This window comes from Cellulomonas sp. P5_E12, from assembly GCF_054049315.1.
On sequence record NZ_JBFUMP010000001.1, the window covers coordinates 60,149 to 78,010 of the forward strand.

General features: G+C 73.4%; 11 protein-coding genes. 7 read left to right on the plus strand and 4 right to left on the minus strand.

Annotated elements, in window-relative coordinates; translation table 11 throughout:
* Nucleotide 1 precedes the first annotated feature (1 nt).
* The 3 genes from ACXJKA_RS00265 to lhgO form a co-directional block, all read right to left on the minus strand.
* Nucleotides 2-1,372, minus strand: coding sequence for an MFS transporter (locus tag ACXJKA_RS00265; RefSeq protein ID WP_456823153.1), 1,371 nt, complete (start codon nt 1,370-1,372; stop codon nt 2-4).
* 6 nt (nt 1,373-1,378) lie between these two features.
* Nucleotides 1,379-2,068, minus strand: coding sequence for a hypothetical protein (locus ACXJKA_RS00270; RefSeq protein WP_456823154.1), 690 nt, complete (start codon nt 2,066-2,068; stop codon nt 1,379-1,381).
* A 173-nt stretch (nt 2,069-2,241) separates the two neighbouring features.
* The gene (gene lhgO, locus ACXJKA_RS00275) at nt 2,242-3,432 is read right to left on the minus strand and encodes an L-2-hydroxyglutarate oxidase (RefSeq protein ID WP_456823155.1); all 1,191 of its coding nucleotides are present in this window, start codon (nt 3,430-3,432) and stop codon (nt 2,242-2,244) included.
* A 139-nt stretch (nt 3,433-3,571) separates the two neighbouring features.
* On the opposite strand from lhgO, the gene mfd reads away from it, so the two are divergent.
* Genes mfd through ACXJKA_RS00290 form a run of 3 tightly spaced genes read left to right on the plus strand, consistent with a single transcriptional unit; the run spans nt 3,572 to nt 8,539 of the window.
* Complete coding sequence (gene mfd / locus ACXJKA_RS00280) at nt 3,572-7,240, plus strand: transcription-repair coupling factor (protein ID WP_456823156.1); 3,669 nt, start codon at nt 3,572-3,574, stop codon at nt 7,238-7,240.
* A 10-nt stretch (nt 7,241-7,250) separates the two neighbouring features.
* The gene (locus tag ACXJKA_RS00285) at nt 7,251-7,883 is read left to right on the plus strand and encodes a hypothetical protein (RefSeq protein WP_456823157.1); all 633 of its coding nucleotides are present in this window, start codon (nt 7,251-7,253) and stop codon (nt 7,881-7,883) included.
* Complete coding sequence (locus tag ACXJKA_RS00290; RefSeq protein WP_456823158.1) at nt 7,880-8,539, plus strand: MazG family protein; 660 nt, start codon at nt 7,880-7,882, stop codon at nt 8,537-8,539. The genes ACXJKA_RS00285 and ACXJKA_RS00290 overlap by 4 nt, the downstream gene beginning before the upstream one ends.
* On the opposite strand, the gene ACXJKA_RS00295 is transcribed toward ACXJKA_RS00290, so the two are convergent.
* Complete coding sequence (locus ACXJKA_RS00295) at nt 8,473-12,759, minus strand: nSTAND1 domain-containing NTPase (RefSeq protein WP_456823159.1); 4,287 nt, start codon at nt 12,757-12,759, stop codon at nt 8,473-8,475. The two genes, ACXJKA_RS00290 and ACXJKA_RS00295, sit on opposite strands and share 67 nt — an antisense overlap.
* 101 nt (nt 12,760-12,860) lie before the next feature.
* Here ACXJKA_RS00295 and ACXJKA_RS00300 point away from each other — a divergent pair, with 101 nt between their 5' ends.
* The 4 genes from ACXJKA_RS00300 to eno all read left to right on the plus strand — a co-directional run bounded on the left by ACXJKA_RS00300 (nt 12,861) and on the right by eno (nt 17,763).
* Nucleotides 12,861-13,217: a hypothetical protein gene (locus ACXJKA_RS00300; RefSeq protein ID WP_456823160.1), complete on the plus strand. Its 357-nt coding sequence runs from the start codon at nt 12,861-12,863 to the stop codon at nt 13,215-13,217.
* A gap of 230 nt (nt 13,218-13,447) precedes the next feature.
* Nucleotides 13,448-15,001, plus strand: a complete 1,554-nt coding sequence (locus ACXJKA_RS00305; RefSeq protein ID WP_456823161.1) for a Re/Si-specific NAD(P)(+) transhydrogenase subunit alpha — start codon at nt 13,448-13,450, stop codon at nt 14,999-15,001.
* Nucleotides 15,002-15,005: 4 nt separating this feature from the next.
* Nucleotides 15,006-16,388 carry a Re/Si-specific NAD(P)(+) transhydrogenase subunit beta gene (gene pntB, locus ACXJKA_RS00310; protein ID WP_456823162.1) on the plus strand — a complete coding sequence of 461 codons (1,383 nt, stop codon included), beginning with the start codon at nt 15,006-15,008 and terminating at the stop codon, nt 16,386-16,388.
* A 94-nt stretch (nt 16,389-16,482) separates the two neighbouring features.
* Nucleotides 16,483-17,763, plus strand: coding sequence for a phosphopyruvate hydratase (gene eno / locus ACXJKA_RS00315; protein WP_456823163.1), 1,281 nt, complete (start codon nt 16,483-16,485; stop codon nt 17,761-17,763).
* Nucleotides 17,764-17,862 lie beyond the last annotated feature (99 nt).

A 17,862-nucleotide genomic window follows, 5' to 3' on the forward strand; every position in this document is an offset into this window, starting at 1 on the left:
CTCACTGCCCGTCACCGGCGTCGACGAGGGCGGGCTCCGGGGCGTCCAGGCCTCGGACGACGAACCACGCGACGGGCAGGGCCGCCGCGAGCAGGACGGCCACCGAGAGGATCGCGGGGCCGCGGCCGACGGTGTACCAGAGCAGCCCGAACAGGGCCGACGACGCCATGCGGGCCACGGCGACGACGGTCTGGGCCGTGCCGATGGCCGACGCGCGGACGTTGGGGGCGGCCTGCCGGCCGGCGAGCGCGGCGAGCACCCCGTCCGTCGCGGCGTAGAACAGGCCGAGCAGGAGCAGCGCGCCGATGGTCGACGCGGCCGAGGCGGTGGCGACGCCCGCGCACACGTAGGCGGCGACGAGCGCTCCGTGGCCCCAGACGAAGACCCGCGCCCGGCCGACCCGGTCCGCCAGCTTGCCGATGGGCAGGGCAAGCGACATGTAGGCGATGTTGGTGCCGACGTACAGCAGCGGGAACCACTGGGTGGCGAAGCCGTCGCGGGCCTGCAGGGACAGGTAGATGAAGCCGTCGCCCACCGTGAGCAGCGCGAGGACGCCGGCCGTGACGAAGAGTCGTCGCAGGCCGGGCTCGGTGAGGAACTTCCAGCTGAACGGCCGCCCCGCCGGCTCGAGGCCCGCGATGTCGCAGCTGCAGCCCTTGCACTTGGGCAGCTTGCGCGCCTCGCGGGTGCGGTGCTGCGTGAGCCAGGCCGCGCGGCGCGGGCGCAGGTCGGGCACCAGCAGGACGAGCGCGGCGAGGCCGATGACGGCGAAGCCGAACGAGACGACGAAGACGGTCTGGTAGCCGTCGGGGATCGCCCACAGGATCAGGAAGGCGAGGAGCGGGCCCAGGGCGGCACCGACGGTGTCGAGCGTCCGGTGCACGCCGAACGACTTGCCCAGGGTCCGAGGGTCGGACGACGCCGTGATCATCGCGTCGCGCGGGGCGGTGCGGATGCCCTTGCCCACGCGGTCGACAGCGACGATGGCGACGACGGCGCCGAAGCTGCTGGCCACGAGCAGCACACCGCGCGTCACCGCGGACAGGCCGTACCCGAGGACCGCCACCCACTTGGGATGGTCGCCCTTGTCCGCCGCCCAGCCGCCCGCGATCCGGACGAGGGCGCTGGCGCCCTGCATGAGGCCGTCGACGAAGCCGTAAGCCAGCGTCGAGAGACCGAGCGCGGTGGTCAGGTAGAGCGGCAGGACGGCGGCGACCGACTCCGACGAGATGTCGGTGAGCATGCTGACGATGCCGAGGGTGACGACGACCGACGAGACGCGGGTGCGGCGGGCTGCCCGTGCCGCACGGGCCTCCTCTGGGGAGCCCTGGGTGGTGGCGCGGGCAGGACGGTCACGCAGGGACAGGTACACCGCGCGTCACCCGGCCGTCGTCAGCGTGCCGGCGATCGAGAGCTCCGTGCCGCCGCCGATCCGGTCGCTCGTCGTGAGGACGAGCCCGTCGGGGCCGCGCGTGAAGGCGGTGGCAGTGGTGCCGGGGAGCGAGGGCGAGTCGCTGACGGCGAAGCCGGCGCCACCCAGGGCGGCGACGTAAGCGGCCTGGACGTCGGCCGGCGCGGCGTCGCTGCTCGCCTGGAGCCCGACCTGCAGCCGGTCGCCCGAGGCCGACACCGAGCTCGACACCACGGTCAGGCCGTCGACGATCGGGACGACCTCCTTGGGGAAGCCCTTCACCACCGAGCCGTTCGAGGCGCCGGTCGCGGGCAGCGGTCCCGTGAGGGAGGGTCCGGCGGCCGGGGGTGCGACGTCCGGCAGGCCGGCCGGTCCGGGAGCTTGGGAGGGGAGGATCTCGCTGGCGAGGGCGCCCGCGGCGCCGCCGTCCGTGGAACCGGTCGCCGCGGCGGTCGGGTCGGTGGCCGCGGCCGACGAGCTCGACGGCGCGTCCGTCGCGTCCGCCCGGGACGGGCGGGTCGCCGACGCCGACGGGCTCGCGTCCGGCGCCGGTCCGGGCGACGTGCAGCCCGCGGTCGCGCCGAGCACGAGCACCGCTGCGAGCACGACCGCACGGCCGCGCGGGGCGGCTGCGGTGGAGCGGTGCGGMGTGAGCATCGACGACCTCGAGGGGGAGGGCTCCGGCAGGGGTCGATGGACGACCAAAGTGCCAGAAAGCGGACATCTTGAACGTGCTCACGGTACCGACGGGAATACGGTTCTCGGCCGATCGGGGAGGTTTTCACCCCCGCTCGCGCGGCACCGTCACACGTTCGGTCCAGACCCGCGGGTCAACCCGTCGGGAGCTGTCCCACCACGTGGTCGGCGATCTCCAGCGCGCACGTGGCGGCCGGGGACGGGGCGTTGAGCACGTGCACCTGACGAGCAGTGCGCTGCAGCAGGAAGTCGTCGACGAGCCGCCCGTCCCGGGCCACCGCCTGGGCGCGCACGCCCGCCGGGGAGGGCACGAGGTCGTCCGGCACGATCGCGGGGACCAGGGCGGCCAACGAGCGGGCGAACGCCCGCCGGGAGAGCGACCGACCCACCTCGCGGGCGCCCGGCACCGCGTTGCGCGCGCCCATCCGCCAGAGCCCGGGCCAGGTCAGCGCGTCGGCGGTGTCGCGCACGTTCACGCTGCGCCACGTGTAGCCCTCGCGTGCCAGGGCCAGCACGGCGTTGGGCCCGGCGTGGATCCCGCCTCCGATCATGCGGGTCAGGTGCACGCCGAGGAACGGGAACCGGGGGTCGGGTACGGGGTAGACGAGGCCATTCACCAGCTCGGCGGCGGTCGCCGACAGCTCGTAGTACTCGCCGCGGAAGGGCACGATCCGCGCGGTCGGGTCGAGGCCGCACGCCCGCGCGACGCGGTCGGCGTGCAGCCCGGCGCAGGCCACGACGGCGTCCGCGCGGAGCTCCGTCGGGACGCCGTTCCTCTCGAGCTGCAGGTGCACACCGTCGGCGGTCTCCGTCGCAGAGATCACCCGGGTGCCGAGCAGCACCTGCCCGCCCCCGTCGGAGACGTCCGCGGCCAGGGCGCGGCAGACGCCCGTGTAGTCGACGATCCCGGTGCTCTCGACCCAGAGGGCGTCGACGCAGGCGACGTGCGGCTCGCGCTCGCGGGCACCCGACGTCCCGACGAGACGCGCCGGCACCCCGTTCGCGACCGCCCGCTCGGCCAGCCGGTGCAGCCCGGCCACCTGGTCGTCCGTCGACGCCACGACGAGCTTGCCGGTGATCTCGACCGCCACGCCGCGATCGCGCGCGTACCGCTCCATGCTGCGCGCGCCGGCCACCGCCATCGTCGCCTTCAGGCTGCCGGGAGCGTAGTAGAGGCCGGAGTGGATCACCCCGGAGTTGCGCCCGGTCTGGTGGACGGCGACCGCCTGCTCCTTCTCGAGGACTGTCACCTGGTGCCCGTCGCCGGTCAGGCGTGCTGCTACGGCCAGACCGACGATGCCGGCACCGACCACCACGACCTGCATCGCGCCTCCTAGGGCTTCGAGTCCTGCGCGCAGGCTAGCGGTCGCGTGTCGGCGGTGACTCGTAGACTGGCGATGCACCCCGGGTCCTGCGGATCCGGGGCAGTCGTGCTGTGCGCATGCCCTCGACCCAAGGGACCCCATGGACCTCACCGGCCTCCTGCCCGCCCTGCTCGCCGACCCGGCCGCCGCCGCGGCGGTCGACTCCGTGCGCGCCCGCGGGGAGCTCGACCTCGTCGGCCCCGCGGGGGTCCGACCGCCGCTGCTCGCGGCGCTGAGCAACGGCCGTCCCCTCGTCGTCGTCACCGCGACCGGCCGCGACGCGGACGAGCTGGCCGCCGCCGTGCGCTGCTACCTGCCGCACGCCGACGTCGCGGTGCTGCCGTCGTGGGAGACGCTCCCGCACGAGCGGCTCTCGCCCCGCAGCGACACCGTGGCCCGTCGGCTGGCCGTGTTCCGCCGGCTCGCGCACCCCGAGACCGAGGGGCACGCAGGCCCGGTGCGGGTGCTGGTGCTGCCGGTGCGTGCGCTCCTCCAGCCGGTGGTCGACGGGCTGGGCGAGCTGGAGCCGGTGTCGATCAGCACGGGTGACCGGGTCGACCTCGCGGACCTCGCCGAGCGGCTGGTCGCCGCCGCGTACACGCGCGTCGACATGGTGGAGAAGCGCGGGGAGTTCGCCGTCCGCGGCGGGATCATCGACGTCTTCCCGCCCACCGAGGACCACCCGCTGCGCGTCGAGCTGTGGGGCGAGGACGTCGAGGAGATCCGCTGGTTCTCCATCGCGGACCAGCGCAGCCTCGAGGTCGCCGACCACGGGGTCTGGGCGCCGCCGTGCCGCGAGATCCTGCTCACGGACGCCGTGCGCGCGCGGGCGCTGGAGCTGATCCCGCAGCTGCCCGGTGCCACGGACATGCTCGACAAGCTTGCGCAGGGCATCGCGGTCGAGGGCATGGAGTCGCTGGCGCCGGCCCTCGTCGAGCGCATGGTGCCTGTCCTCGACCTGGTGCCGGACGACAGCCTGATGGTGATGGTCGACCCCGAGCGGGTGCGGCGGCGCGCGCACGACCTGGTCGCCACCACGCAGGAGTTCCTCGAGGCCGCGTGGACGTCCGCGGCCGCCGGTGCCGCGACGCCGCTGGACCTGTCGGCGGCGAGCTTCGCGTCGTTCGCGGAGATCCGCGCGCTCTCGGCCGTGCGCGGGCTCGGCTGGTGGACGCTGTCCCCGTTCTCGCTGGACGTCGATGCCACGGAGGCCGCGAAGCCCGACGACTTCTACGAGGGGTCGACCGGCACCGGGCACACCGCAGCCCGGAACGAGGCGCCGCACCTGGCCGCGATGGCCGACGACCTCGCCGCCACCGCGCAGACGCTCGTGATCGGCGCGCGGGACGTCGAGCGGTACCGCGGGGAGGTCGCGCGTGCGGTCGCCGACGTGCGGGTGCTGCAGCAGGCCGGCTGGCGGCTGGTGCTGGCGACCGAGGGGCACGGTCCCGCCCAGCGCATGGTCGAGCAGCTCAAGGCCGCCGAGGTGCCCGCGCGGCTGGTCGGCACCATCACCGAGGAGCCCGAGGGCGGCGTCGTGCTCGTCGTGCCCGCGCCCGTCGGGCCGGGGTTCGTCGCCGAGCCGCTGCACCTCGCGGTGTTCTCCGAGTCGGACCTCACGGGCCGCGCGGGCACGTCGACGCGCGACATGCGCAGGATGCCGAGCCGACGCCGCAACGTCGTCGACCCCCTGCAGCTGCGGCCGCACGACTACGTGGTGCACGAGCAGCACGGGGTCGGGCGGTTCGTCGAGCTGGTGCAGCGGACCATCGGCACGGGCGCCAACGCGGCGACGCGCGAGTACCTGGTCATCGAGTACGCGAGCAGCAAGCGGGGCCAGCCCGGCGACCGGCTGTTCGTGCCCAGCGACCAGCTGGACCAGGTGACCAAGTACGTGGGCGGCGAGGCGCCGAGCCTGTCCAAGATGGGCGGCGGCGACTGGGCGAAGACCAAGGGCCGCGCCAAGAAGGCGGTCAAGGAGATCGCCGCCGAGCTCATCCGGCTGTACTCGGCGCGGATGGCGACCGCGGGCCACGCGTTCAGCCCGGACACGCCGTGGCAGCGCGAGCTCGAGGACGCGTTCGCCTACGTGGAGACGCCCGACCAGGCGGCGACCATCGACGAGGTCAAGGCCGACATGGAGAAGCCGATCCCGATGGACCGGCTGGTCTGCGGCGACGTCGGCTACGGCAAGACCGAGATCGCGGTGCGGGCGGCGTTCAAGGCGGTGCAGGACGGCAAGCAGGTGGCCGTGCTGGTGCCGACGACGCTGCTGGTGCAGCAGCACCTCGACACCTTCAGCGAGCGGTACAGCGCGTTCCCCGTGACGGTGAGGGCGCTGAGCCGGTTCCAGTCCCCCAAGGAGTCGAAGGAGGTCGTGGCGGGCCTGGCCGACGGGTCGGTGGACATCGTCATCGGCACCCACCGCCTGATCACCGGCGAGGTGCGGTTCAAGGACCTCGGCCTCGTGGTGATCGACGAGGAGCAGCGGTTCGGCGTGGAGCACAAGGAGACGCTCAAGGCGCTGCGCACCAACGTCGACGTGCTGGCCATGAGCGCGACGCCGATCCCGCGCACGCTCGAGATGGCGGTCACGGGCATCCGTGAGATGTCGACGCTGGCCACCCCGCCCGAGGAGCGGCACCCGGTGCTCACATTCGTCGGCGCGTACGACGAGAAGCAGATCAGCGCCGCCATCCGCCGCGAGCTCCTGCGCGAGGGCCAGGTGTTCTACGTGCACAACAAGGTCGACTCGATCGAGCGCACGGCGTCGCGGCTCATGGAGCTGGTGCCCGAGGCTCGGGTCGCCGTGGCCCACGGGAAGATGAACGAGCACCAGCTCGAGCAGGTCATCGTCGACTTCTGGGAGAAGAGGTTCGACGTCCTGGTCTGCACGACGATCGTCGAGACGGGCCTGGACATCTCCAACGCCAACACCCTGATCCTGGAGCGCGCGGACCTGCTCGGTCTGAGTCAGCTGCACCAGCTGCGCGGGCGCGTGGGCCGCGGTCGGGAGCGGGCGTACTCGTACTTCCTGTACCCGCCCGAGAAGCCGCTGACCGAGACGGCGCACGACCGCCTGCAGACGATCGCGGCGAACACCGACCTCGGTGCGGGCATGGCGGTTGCGATGAAGGACCTCGAGATCCGCGGCGCCGGCAACCTGCTGGGCGGCGAGCAGTCGGGGCACATCGAGGGCGTCGGCTTCGACCTCTACATCCGCATGGTCGGCGAGGCCGTGGCCAACTTCCGGGGGGACGTCGAGGAGGAGGTCCCCGACGTCACCATCGAGCTGCCGGTCGACGCGCACATCCCGCACGACTACATCGCGCACGAGCGCCTGCGCCTCGAGGCGTACCGCAAGATCGCGGCGGCGCTGGACACGGCGACGCTCGGCGACGTCCACGCGGAGCTGATCGACCGCTACGGGCCGGTGCCGGCCGCCGTGGACAACCTGTTCGAGGTGGCCGAGTTCCGGCTCCACGTGCGCGCGTCCGGGATCTCGGACGTCACCGCGCAGGGCAAGTTCGTGCGGTTCGCGCCGGTCGACCTCCCCGAGTCGGCCCAGCTGCGGCTCAAGCGCCTCTACCCGGGGTCGGTGCTCAAGCCGGCCGTCCGCACGGTGCTGGTGCCCTGGCCCATGACGGCGCGCATCGGCGGCAAGCCGGTGCAGGGCCGCGAGGTGATGCTCTGGGCGAAGCAGTTCATCGACGCGGTCGTCCGCGGGGACGTCGGTGTGGCGGCGACCGTGGGCACCGCACGCAGGTGAGGGCCCTACGATGACCCCGATCGACGAGCGACGACGCGGGAGGTCCCTGGTGGCGGTGCAGTGGCGTGCGAGTGTGCGGGCGGCGGGTGTGCTGGTCGCGCTCGCGACGACGGCGACCCTGACGGGGTGCGCCGGGGAGCCCGGCGCCGCCGCGGTGGTGGACGGCACCGCGATACCGACGTCGGACGTGCAGGCCGCGCTGGTCGAGCTGGCGCCGTACTTCCAGGGCGTGACCACGACGAACGTGCTGGCCGTCCTGGTCCAGGAGCCCACGGTGGTCGCGCTCGCGGACGAGAAGGGCGTCGGCGTCTCGGACGAGGACGCCCAGCAGCTGCTCGACTCGGTGGTGCAGCAGAAGGTCAAGGGCGCGACCGCGGACTTCACCGACCCGTCCCTGGCAGTGGCCAAGTACTCCATCGCCTACACCAACCTGCAGGGCCTGCCCGATGCCACCGACGTGGGCAAGGAGATCGACACGCGCCTACGGGCGCTCGACGTCGAGGTGAACCCGCGGTTCGGGTCGCTGACCGACGCCAACCAGGTAACCGACCCCACCCCCGCGCCGTGGATGGTCAAGGACACGGCGCCGGCCCCGACGGACGGCGCCACCCCAGCGCCGACGCCCACGCCCTCGGCGTCGTGACCGAGGCGGACTCCCTGCGCGCACTCGTGCGCGTCATGGACCGCCTTTGCTCGCCGGGCGGCTGCCCATGGGACGCCCAGCAGACGCACGAGTCGCTGGTGCCGTACGCGCTGGAGGAGGCGTACGAGCTGGCGGAGGCGATCGAGACTGCCGACCGCCCGGGCCTGCGCGAGGAGCTGGGCGACCTGCTGCTGCAGGTGGTGTTCCACGCGCGCATCGCCACCGAGCACCCGACCGACCCGTTCGACGTCGACGACGTGGCCGCCGACCTCGTCGCCAAGCTCGTCCGACGGCACCCGCACGTGTTTGAGGAGACGCCGCTCGAGGGCGACGCGCACGTCCAGTGGGACCGGCTGAAGAACGCCGAGAAGCAGCGCACCTCCGCGCTCGACGGGATACCGCTGGCCCTCGGTGCGCTCGCGCGGGGCCAGAAGGTGCTCGCGCGCGCCGAGCGGGCCGGGCTCGACGCGGTCGGTGCCGCGGGGCGGATCGAGACCGAGGACGAGATCGGCCTACGGCTGCTCGGGGTCCTCGTCGACGCCCACGAGCAGGGGATCGACGCGGAGACCGCGCTGCGCGGCGCGGTCCGTCAGCTCGAGGACGACGTCCGCGCGACCGAGCAGGTGTCGCGCCGCGGCCCGAGCTCGGACAGGTAGGTCGCCCACTCGGCCGCGCTGAGCTCGCGGCCGGCGAACCCGCACGCGGCGTCGAACATGTCCCGCGCGTCCAAGTCCCACAGGAGGATGCCCGCGCTGCCGGTGGCGGCGAGCGCGAGCCCGTCGGGGCGCAGGGCCGCCGAGAAGAAGGCCGGGCCGTCGACCGGTATCGGGTCGCCGAGGCGGATCCGGCTCCCGACGTCGTAGACGGACACGCTCCCGCTCTTCGCCGATGCCGCCAGGACGCGGCCGTCATCGCTGAACTGCAGGGAGCTGACCTCGCCGACGGTGCTGGGGAGCTCGCCCAGTGCCTCTCCGGTCACCGGGTCACGGAGCCCGAGCTGGACTCCGGGCCCGGAGTTCAGGACGAGGGCCGTCTGCCCGAGCTCGCTGGACCACCAGCCCCGCTCGGGATCGCCGATCTGCTCGCCCGTGCGGCCGTCGAAGGTGTAGACCGTCCCGGTGTCGTCCCCGGGCGCGACCGTGCTGACGACGACGCGGGACAGGTCAGGCGCCGCGGAGACGCTCAGCGGCCACCCCACGGCGTGCATCGTCGGGCTGGCGCGGTCGCCGGTGATCGGCTCGACCCGGTCGACGGACCCGTCGGGCATCGCGGCGAACATGGTCTTGCCGTCCGGAGCTGCGCGGAGGAGCACGGCCTCCGGGGTGACACCGGGGACGCGGCGCTCCTCGCCGCTCTGCACGTCGACGGTCACGATCGCGTCGAGGTCCGGGTCGTACGCCGCGATCGCGTCCGCCGTGCCCCAGCCCGGCCCCAGGACTGCGGGGAGGCGCCGCACCGCGACGTCCCCGACCGGGTCCCACACGTCGAACTCGGTGAAGTCGTCGAGGATCGTGGCGGGGACGTCGGGTCGCACCGCCGTGAGCAGCTGACCACCACCCGGCTGGTAGCGGTCGACCAGCACGTGCCCGGGCGCCACCAGCCGGGCGATGGGGCCGGATCCGTCCAGCCGCCATCGGGTGATCACCGGCGACGTCACGCCGAAGTCCACCAGCTCCCGCCCGTCCGGGGTCACCTGCATCCAGCCGACGTTGCCGAGGCCGCTCTCGCGCGTGACCCCCGTGCGTTCCCCGGTGGCCAGGGAGCGCTCCTCGATCACGCCGTGGAAGGTTCCGCACCAGATCCGGCCGGCGGCGGCCGAGACGGCGAACCACGGGCACGGCGACTGGCGGCTGCCGGAGATCGCGACCGCCCAGCGCTGCGCGCCGGTCGCCAGGTCGACGGACACGATGCGCCGGTGGCCGACCCCGACGAGGGCGTCGCCGGCGACCGCGAGAGAGACGTTGGTCGACAGCTCGGGGACGTCGTAGGTCCCCACGACTGTCGCGGTCGCGGGGTCGACGGCGCGGACCTGCCCGGCGTTCGACCCGACGTACAAGGTGCCGTCCGGGCCGAACGCCAGCGCGCCGGAGCCCCAGTCGCGCGTGGGCGGTGCGTCGAGCGGGGGGACCACGCCGATCACCCTGCTGTCACGCGCCCCCAGCAGCACGGTCGTCCCGTCGGCGCCCTTGGTCACGGCGGTCGTCGTTCCGTCGGGGGTCACGGCGACCTCGCCGGACTGCCAGGGCAGGATCGCCGGGGAGCCCACCACGGCGCCCGACGCCACGTCATAGGTCGTGACCGTCGCGCACGCGAGCTCACCCACGACGGTGCGGGCGAGCGGCTCCACCGAGGTCACCGGCCGCTCCTCGTCGCACGGCTCGGGGCTCGAGCCGACCGTCAGGCGGACGGCCACGGCGCCATCGGCGCTGAGCCGCAGCATCGACCCCGGCCGCCCCCGATCGGGACCGGCGGCCTCGAACCGTCGCTCGACCGTGCCGGTCTTCAGGTCGACCAGCGCCGGCGCGCCCCCGTCCAGGGCGAGCACCGCGGTGGTCCCGTCGGGCATCAGCTCCCCGGGCGCCGAGCCGACGGCGTCCTGCACCCACGTGTACCCGAGGAATCCCGCCTGGCTGGTGAACGTGCCCAGGAGCGCGGACCGAGCCTGTGCGGACTGGGGTCGACGCCGGTAGGCCTCGGCCGCGAGGAGCGCGGCGACGGCCCGGTCGGTGTCGCGCAGCGCGAGGGACCTGGAGACCAGCTCGACGAACTGCGCGTCGTCGCGCGCCGCGCTCGCCGCATGCGCCTGCCGGCCCGCCGACCGGCCGTTGGCCAGGGCGACGCCCGACGCGACGAGCGAGACGACGAGCAGGCCCGCGGTCGCGCCGAGCAGGCCGCGCAGGCGGCGCGCCCGTGTCGCATCCCGCCGCGCGCGAGCCTCGGCGAGCGTCCGCTCCCGGTCGCGTGCGGCCACGGAGGCGTCGAGGAACGCGACCTCGACCGCGGTGAGGTCGGTGCCGCCGCGCGACCTCCACTCGAGCGTCGCCTCGAGGCGCCCCCCGCGGTACAGCTCGCCCTCGGGGCGGCCGAGAGACTCCCAGCCCTCCGCGGACGCCACGAGGTGCCGCATGATCCGCACGCCCGAGGCGTCCTCGTCGAGCCAGGCCTGCAGGCGCGGCCACGCGTGCGCGAGCGACTCATGAGCGATCTCGACCGCCCCGTCGTCGGCGGTGAGCAGGCGAGCGCCGATGAGGCCGGCGATGACGCGGTCGCGCCCGGCGTCGCCGCTCAGGTGGTTGCTGGCCAGGCGGTGGCGCGTGGGCGGACCGTCGGGGGACGGTGCGACGAGCCGGAGCATCAGCGACCGGCAGAGGTCGCGCTCGTGGGGGTCGAGGTGCTCGTACAGCTGGTCCGCCGAGCGCGCGACCGCCCCGGAGATGCCCCCGGTGGCGTGGTAGGCCTCGAGGGTGAGGACTCCGCCGTCGCGACGGCGCCAGGTCTCGACGAGCGCGTGCGACAGCAGGGGGAGGGCCCCGGCGTCGCCCTCCACGTCACGCAGCAGGACGTCCACGAGGCCCGGCTCGAGGCGCAGCCCGGCGCGTTCGGCAGGCCCCTCGACCGCGTCGCGCAGCGCGTCGCCGACCAGCGGCGGGACCAGGTGCATGCCCAGGTCGGCGAGCGCCGCCAGGTCCGCGTCGCTCCCGAGGCCCGTGATCTGGTCCGAGCGGATCGCGACGACGACGCCCGCACCGGCCTGGGCCCGCTCGACGAGCGTCCGGCAGAAGCGCTGGACCTGGCCGGGTTCCTGACGGAGCACGAAGAGCTCCTCCAGCTGGTCGACCGCGACGACGGCGTCCGCGCCGCACGACGCGAGCGCGGACTCGAGCGCGGTGACCGGGTCCGTGCCGGGCACCACGACGACGGTCTCGCGACCGCGGCGGCGCAGCTCGGCGACGATGCCGGCGCGCAGCAGCGAGCTCTTGCCGCAGCCCGACGCGCCGGCCAGCACCAGGAGCGGGGCAGTGCGCAGCCGGTCCAGGCACACGAGCACCTCGGCGTCCCGGCCGAAGAAGTCGTCCTGGTCGCGCTCGCCGTAGGCAGCCAGGCCCTTGTACGGGCAGGTCGAGCTGATCGGCGCCGGGCTGTGCGTCTCCAGCAGCGTCGGGTCCTGCCGGAGCATCCGCAGCTCGAGCTCCGAGAGCTGCGGGCCGGGATCGATCCCCAGCTCGTCGGACAACGAGCGTCGCGCGCGCCGCAGCGTGGCGAGCGCATCCGCCTGCCGCCCGCAGCGATACTGCGCCAGCGCCAGGGCCGCCCAGCGACGCTCGCGCAGCGGCTCCGCACGCACGCGTGACTCGCCGTCGCCGGCGACGGTGCGGTGGTCGCCCGCGGCGAGCTGCGCCTCGAGCAGGTCCTCCTCGGCGATCCGCCGGATCTCGTGGAGACGCTCGGCCTCGGAGCGGCCCTCGTCCCAGCCGACGAGCTCGACGAAGGCCGGCCCGCTCCACAGGGCCAGCGCGCGTTCGAGCGTGGACGTCGCCCGCTCCGGCTCCCCGGTCGCCATGTGCGTCCGGGCGCGGAAGACCTGCTCCTCGAACCGGTGCGCGTCGATCGAGCCCGGGTCGACCACCAGCCGGTAGCCCGCGCTCGTGGTCTCGATGCTCTCGGGCCCGAGGGCCTTGCGCAGTCGTGCGACCGCCGCCTGCAGCTGCTTGTTCCACGTCGTCGGTGGCTGCTGACCCCAGACGGCGTCGGCAAGCGTGTCGACGTCGACCGGGCTGCCGAGATGCACCACCAGGGCGGCGAGCACGATGCGCTCCCGTGGGCCGAGCGCACCGGCGTCGTCGAGACGCAGCGGGCCGAGCACCGAGATGCTCATGCTGCGATTGTCCTCATGCCCACACGCAGGTCAATGTGGTGCATACCGGGCGGATACCGGGCGGAGCGCGGGTGCGGGGCAGGCCGGACGACGGTGGCCGCATGACCACCACGCCGAGCACCCAGAACCGCACGACCGCGCCCGTCGCGACCGCCCCCGGCCGCAGCTCTGGCACCCCCCGCCGCCTCGCCGGTCTGGCCGTCGGCGTCCTCGCAGCCGTCCTGCTCACCGCGGGGGCCACGTCCGCGGGGTCGGCACCGTCCGTGCCGGTTCCGTTGCCGGGACCCTGGCCGACCGCACCGACCTGCGCCGAGCTACACGCCCAGCGCACGGCGACGTCGCCCGCGTGCGACTGGTACCGCAGCAGGGCTCTCGCCCAGGCCTCGCGACTCCCGTCGTGCATCCGGCTGACCGAGCCCCACGCGACRTTCCGGTTCGTCCAGCCGACTCCCTACTGAGTCCGCTCCAGCGGAGGCGAGGACCGCAGGGGCGTCCTCGCCTCCCGCTGCGTGAGGGCGGGACCTTCTGGCCCCGTCGCCTCCGCCCGCGGCTGGTACGGAGTTTCCCAGGATCGTCCGAGTTCCGGAGGGAAAGCGCTTGCCCGCGCACGGTTCGGGCCCGTAGCCTGCCCGTGGCCGCCATGATGAGCGCCACGGGCACGACCATCTGACGACGGAGGACCGCAGCGATGCGCATCGGCATCCCGACCGAGAGCCGGGCAGGCGAACGGCTCGTGGCGGCCACCCCGAAGACCGCCGCGCAGCTGGTGGGCCTCGGGTACGACGTGGTCGTCGAGCGTGGGGCCGGTGACGCCGCGACGTTCCGACCCGAGGCCTACGAGGCTGCCGGGGCGACGGTGGGGTCGGCGGACGACGTCTGGACGAGCGACGTCGTCGCCAAGGTCAACGCGCCGACCGACGACGAGGTCGCGGCTCTGCGCCCGGGCGCCACGCTCGTCGCGATGCTGGCGCCGGCGTCGGCGCCGGACCTCGTCGACACCCTGCACGCGCGGGGAGTGACGGCGCTCGCGCTCGACGCGGTGCCGCGCATCTCCCGCGCGCAGGCGCTCGACGTGCTGAGCACGATGTCCAACGTCGCCGGCTACCGCGCGGTGGTCGAGGCGGCCGAGGCGTACGGCGGGATGTTCACCGGCCAGGTCACCGCCGCGGGCAAGACGCCGCCGGCGCGGGTGTTCGTGATCGGCGCGGGCGTGGCCGGGCTCGCGGCCATCGGGGCCGCCGGCAGCATGGGCGCCCGCGTGCGCGCCTTCGACGTGCGGCCCGAGGTGGGCGAGCAGATCGAGTCGATGGGGGCGACGTTCGTGCAGGCGGAGGCCGCCCAGCAAGCGGTCAGCGCCGACGGCTACGCCAGCGCCCTGACGGCCGAGCAGGAGCGCCTGACCCAGCAGATGTACGCCACCGAGACGGCCGACGCGGACATCGTCATCACCACCGCGCTGGTGCGGGGGCTCGCGCCGACCACGATCACCGCGGCGATGGTCGCGGGCATGCGGCCCGGCAGCGTCATCGTCGACCTCGCGGCGTCCGGCGGCGRCAACTGCGAGCTCACGGTCCCGGGGTCCTCGGTCCTGACCGACAACGGCGTGCGCGTGATCGGGTACACCGACCTGACCAGCCGGATGCCGCAGCACACGTCCCAGCTGTTCGGCACCAACATCGTGCACCTGCTCCAGCTGCTCACCCCCGGCAAGGACGGCGAGCTCGTCCTCGACCTCGACGACCCCGTGCAGCGCGGCATGGCCGTGACCCGCGACGGCGAGGTTCTCTGGCCGCCGCCCCCGGTGCAGGTGTCGGCCGCTCCGGCCGCGGCCGCCGGCCCCACCGAGGAGGAGCGGGCCGCCCTCGCCGCGACCGCGGAACGCGACAAGGCTCGCCGACGACAACAGCGCTCGGTCGTCCTCGCGCTGCTGGCGGTGGTCGTGCTGCTCGGCATCTCGTTCGCGCCGACCGCGTTCCTCGGCCACTTCACGGTGTTCGTGCTGGCGGTCATCGTCGGCTACTACGTCATCTCCAACGTCAGCCACTCGCTGCACACGCCGCTCATGGCGCAGACCAACGCCATCTCCGGGATCATCCTGGTCGGCGCGCTCCTGCAGATCGGCGACGACAGCTGGCTGGTGACCGTGCTCGCGGTGATCGCCGCATCGGTGGCCAGCATCAACGTGTTCGGCGGCTTCCTCGTCGCCAACCGCATGATCCGCATGTTCCGGAAGGACGCCTGAGCCCGTGCTGACCTCCGTGGCCCAGGCGGTCTACGTCGCCGCCGCAGTCCTGTTCATCCTCAGCCTCGCCGGCCTGTCCAAGCAGGAGACCGCCCGCCGGGGCAACGTCGCCGGCATGGTGGGCATGGCGCTCGCCCTCGTCGCGACGATCGCGCTCGCCCTCCAGCGCTCCGAGCGGCCCGTCGAGGTCACCGCGTCGCTCATCCTCGTCGTGCTGCTCATCGGGTCGACCGTCGGCACGTGGCAGGCGCGCCGCGTCGAGATGACGCAGATGCCCGAGCTCATCGCGATCCTGCACTCGTTCGTCGGGCTCGCGGCCGTGCTCGTCGGCTACAACTCGTTCCTCACGGAGCCAGCAGACCCCGCGCACCTGGTCGAGGTGTTCCTCGGCGTCCTCATCGGCGCCGTGACGTTCACCGGGTCGATCGTCGCGTACCTCAAGCTGTCCACCCGGATCCGCTCCGCGCCGCTCATGCTGCCGGGCCGCAACGTGCTCAACCTCGCCATGGTCCTGGCGTCGGCCGGGCTCCTCGTGTGGTTCCTGGGCACGGGCAGCGTGCTGCCGCTGCTGCTCATGACCGTCGTCGCGCTGGCCCTCGGCTGGCACCTGGTCGCGTCGATCGGCGGCGGCGACATGCCGGTCGTCGTCTCGATGCTCAACTCGTACTCCGGGTGGGCCGCCGCGGCGGCGGGCTTCATGCTCGGCAACGACCTGCTCATCGTCACCGGCGCCCTCGTCGGGTCGTCCGGTGCGATCCTCAGCTACCTCATGTGCACGGCCATGAACCGGTCGTTCATCTCGGTCATCCTCGGCGGGTTCGGGGCCGAGGGCGGCACCGTGGCGGCGTCCGACGTCGACCTGGGGGAGTTCCACGAGGTCAAGGCGCCGGAGGTCGCGGAGCTGCTCGCCGACGCCCGCTCCGTCGTCATCACGCCCGGCTACGGCATGGCCGTCGCCAAGGCGCAGTACCCGGTGGCGGAGCTCGTCGCCAAGCTGCGCGCCCGTGGGGTCGACGTCCGATTCGGCGTCCACCCCGTCGCGGGCCGGCTGCCCGGGCACATGAACGTGCTGCTCGCCGAGGCCAAGGTGCCCTACGACATCGTGCTGGAGATGGACGAGATCAACGGCGATCTCGCGGACACCGACGTGGTCCTGGTCATCGGCGCCAACGACACCGTGAACCCCGCGGCGCTCGACGACCCGTCGTCGCCCATCGCCGGCATGCCGGTGCTCGAGGTGTGGAAGGCCGGGCGCGTGATCGTCTTCAAGCGGTCTATGGCCACCGGCTACGCGGGCGTGCAGAACCCGCTGTTCTTCCGCGACAACACCTCGATGCTGTTCGGCGATGCCAAGGACCAGGTCGAGCACATCATGCTGGCGCTCTGAACCAGCCGTCCCACCAGTCGAAGGGCCCAGGACGCCCGCTCGGGGACGCCAGTAGGGTGAGGTCGTAAACCCACCCGCTTCAGAAGGAGCACCCATGGCCAGCATCGAGGCCGTCGGCGCCCGCGAGATCCTGGACTCGCGCGGCAACCCCACTGTCGAGGTCGAGGTCGCCCTCGACGACGGCACCATCGCCCGCGCCGCCGTCCCCTCGGGTGCCTCGACCGGCGCGTTCGAGGCCGTCGAGCGCCGTGACGGCGACTCCGCCCGCTACCTGGGCAAGGGCGTCGAGGAGGCCGTCGCGGCCGTCATCGACGAGATCGCTCCCGAGCTCATCGGCTTCGAGGCCACCGAGCAGCGCCTGGTCGACGCCGCGCTGATCGACCTCGACGGCACCGCCAACAAGGGCAAGCTCGGCGCCAACGCGATCCTCGGCGTCTCGCTCGCCGTGGCCAAGGCAGCTGCCGACTCGGCCGACCTGCCGCTCTTCCGCTACCTCGGCGGCCCGAACGCGCACGTGCTGCCGGTCCCGATGATGAACATCCTCAACGGTGGGTCGCACGCCGACTCCAACGTCGACATCCAGGAGTTCATGGTCGCCCCCATCGGTGCGGCCACGTACCGCGAGGCGCTGCGCACCGGCGTCGAGGTCTACCACTCGCTCAAGTCCGTGCTGAAGAGCAAGGGCCTGTCGACGGGTCTCGGCGACGAGGGTGGCTTCGCTCCGAACCTGGGCAGCAACCGCGAGGCGCTCGACCTGATCCTGGTCGCCATCGAGAAGGCCGGCTTCACGCCCGGCGTCGACCTGGGCCTCGCGCTCGACGTCGCCGCCACCGAGTTCTTCAAGGACGGTGCCTACCAGTTCGAGGGCAAGTCCCTGACGAACGAGGAGCTGTCCGCGTACTACGAGCAGCTGGTGAAGGACTACCCGCTGGTCTCCATCGAGGACCCGCTGTCCGAGGACGAGTGGGAGGGCTGGTCCCACCTGGTCGCCACCATCGGCGACAAGGTCCAGATCGTCGGCGACGACCTGTTCGTCACCAACCCCGAGCGCCTGCGCAAGGGCATCGAGCTCAAGGCGGCCAACTCGCTGCTGGTCAAGCTCAACCAGATCGGCACGCTGACGGAGACGTTCGACGCCGTCGAGCTGGCCCAGCGCAGCGGCTTCACGACGATGACCTCGCACCGCTCCGGCGAGACCGAGGACACCACGATCGCCGACCTGTCGGTGGCCACGAACGCCGGCCAGATCAAGACGGGTGCCCCGGCACGCGGCGAGCGCATCAACAAGTACAACCAGCTGCTCCGCATCGAGGAGGAGCTGGACGACGCTGCGCGCTACGCCGGCCGCTCCGCCTTCCCGCGGTTCCAGGCCTGACGCACGACCTCGAAGGCCGGTCACCCACGGGTGGCCGGCCTTCGGCGCGCCACGTTTCGCGACGTCCGCGCAGGTCGGTGCGGTCCGAGGCAGAATCGA

What these genes read in the sequence shown, in the direction of transcription:
- lhgO (WP_456823155.1), bottom strand. Translation starts at nt 3,432, where the DNA reads ATGCAGGTCGTGGTGGTCGGTGCCGGCATCGTCGGTCTGGCCGTAGCA.
- mfd (WP_456823156.1), top strand. Translation starts at nt 3,572, where the DNA reads ATGGACCTCACCGGCCTCCTGCCCGCCCTGCTCGCCGACCCGGCCGCC.
- ACXJKA_RS00285 (WP_456823157.1), top strand. Translation starts at nt 7,251, where the DNA reads ATGACCCCGATCGACGAGCGACGACGCGGGAGGTCCCTGGTGGCGGTG.
- ACXJKA_RS00295 (WP_456823159.1), bottom strand. Translation starts at nt 12,759, where the DNA reads ATGAGCATCTCGGTGCTCGGCCCGCTGCGTCTCGACGACGCCGGTGCG.
- eno (WP_456823163.1), top strand. Translation starts at nt 16,483, where the DNA reads ATGGCCAGCATCGAGGCCGTCGGCGCCCGCGAGATCCTGGACTCGCGC.